This is a genomic window from Kordiimonas aquimaris, assembly GCF_025574485.1.
GTDB lineage: Bacteria > Pseudomonadota > Alphaproteobacteria > Sphingomonadales > Kordiimonadaceae > Kordiimonas > Kordiimonas aquimaris.
This window is the reverse complement of the sequence record NZ_JAOBPO010000012.1, coordinates 1-12,570: the sequence shown is the minus strand read 5'-3', so window position 1 is coordinate 12,570 and position 12,570 is coordinate 1. Positions and strand designations below refer to the sequence as shown.

5 protein-coding genes and 2 pseudogenes are annotated in these 12,570 nt (G+C 44.0%); 3 read left to right on the top strand and 4 right to left on the bottom strand.

The genetic code is table 11. The features are described from left to right. The 3 genes and pseudogenes from OEU88_RS17505 to OEU88_RS17495 all read right to left on the bottom strand — a co-directional run. A pseudogene (locus OEU88_RS17505) lies at positions 1–1,045 on the bottom strand (hypothetical protein); the annotation flags it as partial. Positions 1,046–1,530: 485 nt separating this feature from the next. Further along, the gene (locus tag OEU88_RS17500; RefSeq protein WP_262696502.1) at positions 1,531–2,076 is read right to left on the bottom strand and encodes a hypothetical protein; all 546 of its coding nucleotides are present in this window, start codon (positions 2,074–2,076) and stop codon (positions 1,531–1,533) included. Between the two features lie 260 nt (positions 2,077–2,336). Beyond that, positions 2,337–3,461 (bottom strand): helix-turn-helix transcriptional regulator, encoded by a 1,125-nt coding sequence (locus OEU88_RS17495; protein ID WP_262696501.1) that lies wholly within the window; start codon positions 3,459–3,461, stop codon positions 2,337–2,339. A gap of 446 nt (positions 3,462–3,907) precedes the next feature. Here OEU88_RS17495 and OEU88_RS17720 point away from each other — a divergent pair, with 446 nt between their 5' ends. Beyond that, a complete protein-coding gene (locus OEU88_RS17720) occupies positions 3,908–4,066 on the top strand; it encodes a helix-turn-helix transcriptional regulator (RefSeq protein ID WP_394805290.1) in 159 nt (52 codons plus the stop codon). A gap of 496 nt (positions 4,067–4,562) precedes the next feature. Here OEU88_RS17720 and OEU88_RS17490 read toward each other — a convergent pair whose 3' ends face one another. After that, on the bottom strand, positions 4,563–5,654 hold the full coding sequence (locus OEU88_RS17490; protein WP_262696499.1) for a helix-turn-helix transcriptional regulator: 1,092 nt from the start codon (positions 5,652–5,654) through the stop codon (positions 4,563–4,565). 830 nt (positions 5,655–6,484) lie between these two features. On the opposite strand from OEU88_RS17490, the pseudogene OEU88_RS17485 reads away from it, so the two are divergent. Beyond that, a pseudogene (locus OEU88_RS17485) lies at positions 6,485–7,425 on the top strand (IS110 family transposase). 445 nt (positions 7,426–7,870) lie between these two features. Next, positions 7,871–12,570 (top strand): beta strand repeat-containing protein (locus tag OEU88_RS17480; RefSeq protein ID WP_317279148.1); only part of this gene is annotated, 4,700 nt, incomplete at its 3' end.

Below are 12,570 nucleotides of genomic sequence, written 5' to 3'. Positions count from 1 at the left end.
GATTAGCTTCTGGCTCAGGCATTTGCTCTGGCTCAACATTAACAGTCACTGTTTGCGGTTGCGTTCCAGTAAACCCCGTTGAAAGACTGATAGTAATATCCCGGCTTTCGTCAGGGTTTTCGGCAGTCGCTGTGAAGGTTAGGGCTTCAATCAACGCCTCGATTGCGGCAGTAGAAGCAGTGCCAAAGTCGCCCAAGTTGAACGATACTGATCCTGCGCCAAATGAAGTAAGCGATGTGAATTGCACACCTTCAAAGCTCACAGCACCGGTGTTAGCATCAAAACCAATCTCGCCAGTACCAGAGCCGGTATTCTGCACGGACACAATATCACCAGCTGTTAGGCCGGATATAATTAATTCAGCAGCATCGTCCAAAAATGAATCAAAACCCAAACTGGTTGGCACTGTCACATCGGCATCAATGAGAACTGTAACCCCTTCAACAGCAGTGAGGGTTGCCGCAAGGTCTAGAATAGTTGGTTCCGGTTCAGGCGTTGGCGCAGGATCAGCTTCTGGCTCAGGATCAGTTTCTGGCTCAGGCGTTGACTCTGGCTCAACATTAACAGTTACTGTTTGCGGTTGCATTCCAATAAACCCCGTTGAAAGACTGATAGTGATATCCCGGCTTTCGTCAGGGTTTTCGGCAGTCGCTGTGAAGGTTAGGGCTTCAATCAACGCCTCGATTGCGGCAGTGGAAGCAGTACCAAAATCGCTCAAGTTGAACGAAATTGCTCCGCCAAATGTCACTCGAAGTGTCGAGAATTGAATGCCTTCGAAGCTCACAATGCCAGTGGCAGCATCAAAACCAATCTCACCAGTGCCAGAGCCTGTGCTTTGAACAGAAACAACATCACCCGCAGCCAAACCTGATACAAAAAGTTCTGCCGCGTCATCTATAAATGAATCAAAACCCAAACTCGTCGGCACTGTCACATCGGCATCAATGAGAACTGTTAGGCCTTCAACAGCAGTGATCTCTGTGGCTAGATTCCCAATAGGCAGCATTGAATCGGCGGTCATTCCATCTGTCATTTCATTTGTCATAAAACTATCCTAGTTGTCACAATAATATTGAAACAGCTGTGATGCCTAAAGGTCGATAGACACCGCAGATGTGTTTTACTCTTCAACAAAAGTACAAGCGCCTAGACCACCAAGAAGCGCTTGCACACTTGAAAATCATGCAACTAAGACACGGCTTCGTTTCATGAATTATCAGCCATCAATATATTGTTTCTCTTGAAACTAAAAAATGGGGGATTACCCCCATAACTCGACACGAAAAACACTCAATAATAGTAAAATACTCTAATAAGGAGACTTAAGTGCGCCTGTGTCGGTTATGTGAGCGAAGAAATCATTAAAGTAAGTTATACAAATTCACCTTCTGATCTGAACGAGGCTGCTCAAATGTTCGAAAGCCGATGTTGAGCGTAGAATTGGGGGTGCCGATTGGTTATCAAAACAAAAAAGGCGATAGTACTCCTCGCCTTAAAAGCCGCTGCTCCGTCCAAAGCAAGCTATCAAGGTCATGTCCAGTCTGAACATCCAAAAAGACGTGATACAAAGCCTGTATTTTTATCTAACAATGGCAAGATAACAGTACTGCAAGATATTACGACATTATGGTCGACCGCCCAGTTGACGCTAAAGAAACACGCTTCTCTGGACTTATAAGCTTGGTAGGCCGCAACGTAACAAGCTTCATTATTAGGCTCTTTCTTTTTTAGATCTGTTAATAGCATGCCTGTAGCATCAAATTGGTATGGTCCCGTGTGAATCTGCCCTAATAGAGTGCACCTAAAATCAATCGGTACACTTTTAACGACATCTAAAGTAAATAAGTTACCTACACCATCATGCTCAACATATGGTGAGTGCTGATCATGGCAAACAGGAATAATACTCTGATAGACCAACCAATTCTCGTATATTGTTAATGGCAAAGAAAATGATTCTTCTTGAGAAGCCTCTATTGGTGAAAGCAGTCGGTAGCTGACCTCACAGTCTAGTCCGCTTAAACGATGTAACATACTGGGTGGTAATTCATTCTTCTGGGCCAGCGCCTGAAGCATAGGAAGCCTTTTTATTGTAAAGATTAGAACCGAGGCGACCTCGATTGCTAGACTATGGAGCGTGCCACAAAGAAAGCTGCAGTTCACAGCGCCTTGTGCTCCCAGAAATTATGCTGAAAAGCTAATGGGTTAAACAGGGGATAACCCCTATGATTAGGCAAAAGTGGGGGATATCTTTTGAAAGTGATTTGGTAAGTAGCCAAACTCAGGCGTGAGCTAGTTAAAAACTAGAAAGACTCCGCCTTAAAGGTATCTCTCAATCAAGTGTTAGGTCTTAATGTATATAGAAGGCTTTGTTTGTTGTGAGATCTAGTTTTACTGTAAATGCTTGTGAAATGACTTTCTAAAGTTTTTATGCTTATGCCCATCGCGTGAGCTACTTGCGCATTTGCTAAGCCAGCGCCTACATAATGTATTATTTCACGTTGCTTGGGAGTAATCTTAAATAGGTCGAGTTTATGCTGTGCTATAATCGGCATCCGGCTTGTATCCAGCACGAAAATAGCGAGCTGTTTGTGCGTATAGCCTCGACTAGTATCTATACTAATTGACATCGTGGGAAGATCGTTACCTTCACACTTTTTAATTTCACAAGAACTCTGAGTTATAGTGTGCGGGGGGAAAGATTTGAAGCCGTCTTTAATAAAGGATACTGCATGAGGTGGAAGCCTTTCCTTGATCAAGTGCCAGTAACTACTTGGGGATTGATTTTTCAAGAAAGGAAAATGATTTTCTAATCCTGAAGAATGCAAACAAACATTTTCGCGGCTATCGATAGTCAAGTAGCCTTTTAAGTTGGCCCTACCCATCAAACTCTCAAGTAGCAGGCTTTTGCTAACATTCTTTTCTTTCTCCATTAGCAAACCCAACCCAGAAGCAATCTGATTACTTGCCAAACGTGCTTTCAAGTGATCTGTTGGATCGTAATCGTCCTTAGCCCTGTTTCGCAAAAAAGCATAGTGACCATAAACATTTTCTTTATCACCAACACTTAGGTAGAGGCTCGCATATAGTCCCAACGGCTTCAAATTACCCTGGTAATAGTCACTGTTGATAAACGCATGTTTACTTTCAATTACTTCATTCGTGGAACCACAGGCATCAACCGAATGTTTCAGGCGCGCTTTCATAAGCGGGCTCAGAGGGTCTATGCTGTTAAAATGTTGGTATCGCCGCCAGTCTTTTTCGGAGAAATCTACGGTATAAATATCTTTCAGGATTGCGTTTTCTCTAGTGCCTTCGACTGTGGTAAAGCCACAAGTGTCTGCGCCCAAATACCTAGTCATCGGAATAAGCGATGCCTCAACGAATTCTTTTACACTCAAGCACTCTCGGGATAAACCAGCCAAGTCGCGTATTGAATTGATATCTTCGTTTGCAATCAATCACGTTCTCTCTTGTACCAAATATACCTCTCCCCCAATAAGGTGTTTGCTAACATTTAAGTTTGCATTTAATCAGCAAGCTCCATCGCCTTTCAGGCGAAGAAACCTGCGCGCTCCATACAAGTAACATATTGCTAAGCCGCAAAAAATGGGGGATATCCCCCATTTTCAAACCGATGCTCGTCGAGTACGCTCACCCTCAGTGAGCTTTGCTAGAAATTCAATGTTTTAGCACTAAAGAAACTAAACAAATCAAGCTCAGATCGAGAACTTTGGCTCGAATGCATGCATCAGATGGCTCCTTACTAATCGGACTCATCGGTGAAAATTATAGTGTTTGACGATAGCGACATCGATTCATTGAAAAAACTGCAAACTTATCCGGCAATTGCACATCTGCTTTTGAACTAATTCAAGCAGTCGAGCAGCCGTCTCAGGAGGTAGCGGTGAGAATCTTCGTGAATACCTGCTTAGGCCAATCCAATGCTGAAATTGCACACGAATTAGGTATCAGCATCAAAACTTTGGAAAAGCACATTACCAACATTTACCAAAAAACATCTAGTAGCAGCAAACTTGGCCTTCTGAATACGATTAGATACTGAGAAGTATCGTCTTCATCTACAGTTTTGTTTGTTATGAAATTATCCGACGTACACTACTAATGCCTATTCAAGGCCCAATTGATAGACTAGTGATCAATATGCGCGTTTTAAAACAAATAATAATCGCCACAACAAGCTGCCTAATATTTATATCTCTGATTGCGTCAATTGTCTCCATACCAGCAATAGTGGCACTCTTGGCACTAGTAGCAATTTTTGGTGTATACTTGATAAGTAAAAACAATACCTTTAGATGTCAAAAGTGCGGCCATTACTTCAAAACTAACTTCTTTCTAAAACACAGCAGGAAGAGAGGTAAAATCTGCGTAAAGTGTTCCCTTTCAGGGAACCATATGAACTAGAATAAAAGCTGTCAAACCAGACTCCAGCGAGTATTGGTTTTCCTATTTGTACTCTTCGCCAATGGTGGGTGACAAAACGCCTTTGTGCTTTATCTATGATTATAGCGAGTGACGATTCATACTGAGTTTATAGATCATGGTCTTACTGTGTGAAGAAGGCTTTGTTTGTTATGGGTCTTTGTTTTTTGATAGATAAGAGTGAGGTGTTTCTCTAAGGTTTTTACACTGATATTCATTTCATGAGCAATTTGAGTATTAGACAAACCCAATTGCACATATTGTAAAGCTTCTTTTTGCCGAATAGTGAAACCAAAGAGTTCAATCTTGGTTTGTGACAAACCTCTTTTACCTCTGTTCTGCAAAATAAAAACTGAGATTCTTTTTTTACTAAAGCCATAATCTGGTTCAGCCACTATTACAATTGGCGGAAGGCCGCGTTCTTGATCTTCATCCAATTCTATCATGTTTGGTTTGCGTTGATCAGTATGCCCACACATTATGTCGGAACAAAACACTTGAACGTTTTGCGGTAGCCTAGCCCTAAGAGCATGCCAAAATTGGTTGGGGTCTACACCATCAAGGCAGGGAACTTTCTCTGCGAGACCTGGAGATGATAAAAACACTTTCCCGTTTTTGTCCACGGTAAAAAAGCCAACAATACTAGCTTTGTCCATAAGCTGTGTAATAATTGACTCTTTATTGTGCTTCTCTTCTTTGGCTCGCAACAATGCCAAGCCGCAGGCTAATTGAGACCCATATAGCATGGCCTTGGCATGGTCTTCTACAGTGAAAACTTCAGTGTTGGCGTTTCGATAAAATGTAAAAGTGCCATAATTGGCTTCGTTACTTCGAATAGCTAACGTTAATTCAGAATGGATGTTGTGTTTGCGGAAAAACTGCTGGTAAAAATCGCTCTTTATAAACGTGTTAGTTTCACCGATACGTTCGCTGGTCGTCGTACAGGAAACAGCATACTTTGCCCAACGATCCAGTAACACGTCTTTACCTGGAGCGATTTCGTAGAAATGTTCAAAATATTGTTTGCACGCTGCTTTTGAAAAGTCAGATGTGTAGTACTCACCGAGAGAGGGGTTAGTCTTATCGCCAGAGATGGCTGTGAAAGAGCATGAATTTGCGCCAAAGTAAAATTTACTTTGTTCAAGCATGGCTCGAACAAACTCAAAAGTGCTAGTGCACTCTATAGAGAGGCCATTTATTTCCTTCAAAATCTCGACGTCTTTATTGGTAAATAAATCTATAATTAATTCTACCTAGCTATAGTTATGTGTATACCCCCAAGTAATTCGCGAACTAAAGACAAAGCTAACTGACAGCATACAACGGACAGCAAGAATGGTAAATATTTAGGTTGTCAAATCTGCGCTTAAATATCGCTATGTTTCAATCATTTTTATATCTAAGTACCAGTTAAGCATACTCCTCGATAATATCATGCGTGCGATTGCAAGAGTATATTAACATTCTATATAGGGGTGTATTTCGAGACTATACGCTGCTGTATTCTCATACAGCAACACCATTTTTATCATCGAAAACCACGGCATCATTTACTCGCTGGTATCGATCAAACCGAATGCCAGACAATCTTCGATAATGGGCAGGTCGTTGTGTTATAAAAGATCAGAATATATAGAAATAGCCATATTGAAGTAATATGCTTCAACTGACTTAAAGCTGAAGAGTAATCCCTCGCGGGCTTTAAAATGCGTTTTCGAATCACGAGACTCACACAAAACGTGCACACACGAATTTTTATAAATTCAAATAAATTAACAAAATCAGATAGTTATGCAGATACCAATCAGGCGTATAACCTGAAGGTCGTAGGTTCAGATCCTTGTATCTTCCATTTTGGCTGTTTTTGGTAATTCGAGTTAGTCTCGAGGAGCGCAATTTGTTGCGTGCGGAGAAGGGCGGGAGACCGATAATCCTATGGGGTCTAGCCCGCGGAGTAGCATGGCTCCCCGTCCTTGCCTTTTCATCAGGCTCCGAACAGTCGTTTGGGCCGAAATCCGTATATTGGGGGAGCAGTATAATGGAAAACACTGAGTTTGTCGGCATTGATGTGTCAGGGGCGTATCTGGATGTGCATGTGTATCCAGCTGGATACACATGCAGGGTCGCCAATGACCGGTCAGGAATGACTGAGATGCTCAAGAGTTTATCTGAGTATTAGCTAGCATTGATTGTGGTGGAGGCCACAGGTGGATTGCAGCGTGAGTGTGCCAACTTTTAGCATCTGTAGGGTATGCAGTCTCGGTCACTAATCCGCGCCAAGTACGGGATTTTGCTCGTGCTCTGGGCTTGCTGGCCAAAACGGACAGGATTGATGCGTATGTCATTGCCCGGTTTGGCGAGGCGGTAAAGCCTGAAAGTCGGATAACTATAGAAACCCAGAGAGATAGTCTCTCAGAGCTGTTGGTGCGCAGGCGTCAGGTCATCCGAATGATGACCATGGAACAAAACCGCCTGAAGCGTTTGAAGGTGGGAAAGATGGTTCGCCGCATTAAGGCGCACATGACTTGGCTCCGGAAGGAATGCAAAACTATTGATGAAGCATTGGATGAGGCAATCAAGACGCATCCGGTGTGGCAGAAAATATCCAGGCTATTGCAGTCGGTTCCGGGTCTTGGGCCGGTGGTCACACAGACCTTGATTGCTGGCTTGCCGGAGCTGGGGAAACTGAGCATGCGGCGTATTGCAAGCCTGGTTGGTGTGGCACCTATTAATCGTGACAGCGGCATGATGAAGGGCAGGCGCACTACTTGGGGTGGACGAGCAGACATCAGATCGGTTCTCTATATAGCGGCACTCGTTGCATCCAAGTGTAACCCGGTGATCCGACCTTACTATCAGGGTCTGATCGCTAGAGGCAAGCTGCCCAAGGTTGCCCTGACAGCATGCATGCGCAAGCTGCTGGTCATGCTCAATGCCATGGTCAGAGACAATCAGTCTTGGAGCAACAATAATGCCTAATACACTTGACTTCAAAGACAATCGCTACTCCCGCAACCAAAACATCAAAGCCACCCTGATTGGGTGGCTTTCGTGTTTTTGCATTTTATTACGGTCGTATGTCTGTTGAAACCTACCGTTCGGACCGACGAGCACCGCGAGGAAGGTCAACACGAAGAGGCGTAAGCCTCGCAACGGTAAATCCTATAGGAGAAACTTCTTATTCCATGGTTGGCTCCAAGAAATTGAAGACCAACTTGAGCGCGCAAAAATTTTAGTATGCAGATGTAAAAACCATATAGTCATAGTTGATTTATATCATAAGTTTAGCAGGCTATTGGAAGGCAATCGTGCCTCTAAATATTATTTCTATATACAACCTTGAATTCTCACAGTCTTGTGATAGCGTCGTGATTACGTCGTGTATCGATTCTATTATTACGTGTTGGTTTATTTGGGGGAAATTATGCCTAGCATTAGTGGGTTTACGTGGGATTCTATTGAACGTCCGGTTGTTGATGGTACGCAACTGGAAGTTGGAGTTGGTAAAACATACGCAACCGTTCAGGATGCTGTGGCTGCTGCTAATGTCGGTGACACCATCACTATTTATACTGATACTGCAACACAGTCCTTCATTATGGGAACAGGCGCTGTGCTTGAGGTGGGCGTGGGCAAGCAGTACACTAAATTGCAAGACGCAGTGATCGCCTCAAGTCCTGACGATATAATACTCCTTCATGAAGGTACTTATAATTTTCATGGTAATGAAAATTACTATAACACCGACCCCAATAGTAACTTTTATAATACCCCAGCACATGTTCAACATAACCTAAGCATTATTGGCGTCGGTGATGTTGTCTTTGAAATCGGATATGTTGTTAAAGGCGGCCTTGTTACATCATTAGATGATGGTGAGCACCTTTATGTCGAAAATATAACCTTCCAGAATGCACATGGTCGCGATGCAAACGCCGCAGGCATCCGCCATCAAGGTGGTAGCCTGACCGTTGTTGACAGTGAATTTATCAACAACGGCAATGGCATTCTGAGTAATAGTGGCAGTGAGACGATCCATGTTGTCAACTCAATATTTACAGGCAATGGTACAGACGGATTTGCTCATGGCATTTACGCCCATGTTGATCGGCTGATTATCGAAGATAGTACATTTGTTGATAACCTGAGAGGTCATCACATCAAGTCTGTATCTGATACAGAAACTATTATTTATAATAATATTGTTGATGATGGAACAGGGAGTGCAAGTTATCTTATCGACTCTACCGGTGGCGGTGACCTTCTTGTCTACGGGAATATCCTAACCAAGGGCGTTAACGCCGACAATTCGCGCTTTATTTACTATGATGCCGTGAGAAGTTTCGGTAGCCCTGGTGATGTTATAATTGAAAACAATGTCATCAGCGCGGGCACATATCCTAATCCACAGAACCTCACTGTAATTTACAACGAGACAGACAGTATTGCTCAATTTGTGAATAATACTGTGACGGGTTTGCCTGAATCGAGGCTTGCCAGCGGATTGGTTGATGTTCAGGGCGGCACGCTGGATGGTGTTGCCTTAGTGACGACATTGCACGATAGTGGTGCTGTTGAGCATACAAACAGTGATGATATCATTGTATTGGACGCTCAATCTTCTAGTAGTCAAAACGCGTTGGCTGGTAATGATACATTAATTGGTAGCTCAGGTGGCGATCTGCTTTTCGCTGGTGATGATGATGACTTGTTAGTAGGAGCTGATGGTAAGGATCAACTGCTTGGGCAAGCAGGTGATGATACAATTTTTGGCGGTGCCGGTAATGACCTTATTTCTGGAGGCGCTGGTAACGATTTGCTTTCAGGCGGTTCTGGCACCAACCATATATTTGGCGGCGACGGTAATGATACACTGATCGGGGTTGGCCAATCAGCCTACAGCCCTTTGCACGGCGAAGCAGGTAATGATTTGCTGGTTGGTGGAGATACTGGGAACGAGCGATTGTTCGGGGGAGACGGTGATGACACCTTGTTTGGTGGCCTTGGCGGAGATGCCTATTATGGTGGTGACGGCGAAGATATTCTCATTATTCGCGGCACTTTTGACCCAAATATAACCGGATTTAAAAACGCAAGCGGTTGGAAAGCTGCCGCTGCAAATTCTACGGCTGACTTTTCTATAAATTACGGCGCACCATGGTCGGAGTATTTATCCGTTTTTGGACTTTCTGAAGCCGGCATGCAAGAAGTTGGTGATGGGCTTGAGTATTATGAAGGTGATATTTGGTATGATGATGCTGAAACTATTAAAGGCATTGAGAAGGTTCAGTTTGACAACGGTGTCTACGACGTGGCTACGCAGTCGTTTACACCTGGGCTTCAACTTGTTGATCTTGACGCTGTGCTCGCGGGTTTGCCTGTGCCGCCTGCTGGTTCAGAAACATTAACGGGCACTGCTGCTGATGATACCTTTTCCGTAGCTTCGGCTAGTGGTTTTAATGAATATGGTGGCTTGGAAGGTAATGACGAAATAGTCGCGACTTCAAACGACATGTCTATTCGCCTATCGCGCTTCGATTTGGGCGATGTTGAGAGTATCTCAGCCGGAGGGTTTTCTGGTGTAAATATTGCCTCTGATAGCGCCAACAATACGCTCAATTTCAGCGCAACTAGCCTGATAGGCATTTCAAATATTGATGCTGGGGCTGGTAATGACACAGTCGTTGGATCGTCAGGCAATGATTATATTATTGGTGGATTTGGTAATGATAGCTTAAGTGGCGGCAACGGTGACGACACATTTGAAATTGGTATTGGTGCCGGGGCTGATTTCATCGATGGTGATGAAGGATACGATACTGTTGTCTTCACTGAATCTATAGCAGCAATCACGCTGTCGAATGCTGATTTCACAAGCGCTGCTATCGAAGAGTTTAGTCGCTCTACGTCAGGTACGATATCTATTACCGCGAGCGGGTCCAATGTTAATTTTGATTTAAGCGGTTCTGTTTTCACCAATGTTGTTTCGACCACCATACATTTGAATGGCAGCCATGATACGCTTATTGGAACTTCTTTAAACGATACAATCATTGGCGGAGAAGGTAGAGACAGCCTTGCTGGCGGTGCCGGCGATGACACTTTTCTTGTTGGCGTGGGGCACCACTCTGACCGCTTCGACGGCGGAGCTGGTACTGATACAATCCGTGCCACAGAAGCTGATGTTGAAATTAGCTTTTATAGTAACTCTTCCGAAAGCGTTCGCTCAGCATTGCAAAATGTTGAGGTGATTGATGCGGGTGGCTTCAGCGGCGTTACGATAACCGGCAGTACAGATAGCCGTAACACGTTTTATGATGAACTTGATTTCAGCAATGTCACGTTAATTGGCATTGAAAGCATCAATGTTGGTGTTGGTAACGATACGGTTATAGGATCCGCTGCTTCAGATTTGATTATTGGTGGTGCTGGTCATGATAGCCTTTCTGGTGGTGACGGTGATGATATCTTCCTGGTTGGTTTAGACCACGGTGCAGACCGTTACGATGGCGGTTCAGGAATAGATACTATCCGTGCAACAGCAGATAATGTTGAAATCGGTTTTTATAATTATATGTCCAATGGTGTGCGTTCAGGGCTACAAAATATTGAAGTGATTGATGCTGGTGGCTTTGGTGGAGTAACAATTACTGGCAGTCCAGATAATCGTAATACATTTTATGATGAGCTTGATTTCAGCAATGTCACGCTAATTGGCATTGAAAGTATTAATGTTGGTGCCGGACATGACACTGTTATAGGTTCTGCTGGCGCTGATGTTATTATCGGTGGCACGGGTAATGATCAACTTACTGGCGGTGCTGGTGATGATGTTTTCAAAGCTACTGATGGTTTTGGAACCGACACGATTACTGATTTTACTATCGGTTCAGACATAATCGACTTCAGTGACACAAATACTCAGTTTACAGACCTTACTATCACACAGAATGGTGCCAATACGCAGGTAGCTGATAGCTTGGGTAATATTCTCATCCTTGAAGGGATTCAAGCAAACTCTTTGACCGAGAGCGACTTCACCTTCTTTGTGACGCCCGGCCTTAATATCACTGGTACGACAGGTGATGATAGCCTTGATGGTGATTTAGGTGCAGATACTATTGTTGGCGGTGATGGTAATGACACCATTATTGGTGGCGGTGGCGCTGATAGTCTTGATGGCTCTACGGGTAATGACGTGATACAAGGTGGTAGAGGTACTGATACTATCACAGGCGGTGCTGGAAGTGATGTTTTCAAAGCCACAGGCAATTTTGCTACGGATATCATTACAGACTTTACTATTGGTTCGGATGTCATTGACTTCACCAGTACCAGTACACAGTTTGCGGACCTTACCATTACACAAAACGGTGCCGATGCACATGTGGTTGACAATGCAGGAAACACTTTTGTTCTTCAGGGTGTTCAGGCGAGTAGTCTTTCGGAAAGTGATTTTACTTTCTATGTGACACCAGGTCTTGATTTAACAGGTACAGTTGGTGATGACAGTCTCGTTGGTGATTTGGGTAATGACACTCTTTCAGGCGGTGATGGTAATGATACGCTGTCCGGCGGTGCGGGGAACGATCAACTGACCGGTGGGTCTGGTAATGATACCTTTGTGTTTGATGGTGGTGATGGAGATGACGTCATCACTGACTTTGCTGCTGGCGACGTTATCGATCTTGTAGCAACAGGGCTGCAGTTTGTTGACCTTACGATTACACAGGTTGGCTCTGATACCAAAATCGCAGACGGTTCTGGCAATACGATAACGCTGCAAGGTATTGCGAGCTCTAGTATTTCTGCAAGTGATTTTGCTTTTGAAGAGATTGTCATTGCTCCAATTGTTGGCACTGATGGCAACGACACGATCATTGGTACGGCTGGTGATGATATCATTGAAGGCCGTGGAGGTAATGACAATCTTTCGGGTGGTGCTGGTGATGATACGTTCCTAATCGGCATTGGTTCGGGGTATGACAAGTTTGACGGTGGCGCTGGTAATGATCAGATTCTCGCAACAGAAGATGGTGCGATCATTGGGTTTGATATTTACGTCACACATTTTGCTGCAGGTGCAGTTGAGACGATTAGTGCTGGCGGCCACAGTGGTGTGAC

Coding starts and splice junctions, on each gene's coding strand:
- OEU88_RS17500 (WP_262696502.1), bottom strand. CDS start 2,076: ATGCTTCAGGCGCTGGCCCAGAAGAATGAATTACCACCCAGTATGTTA.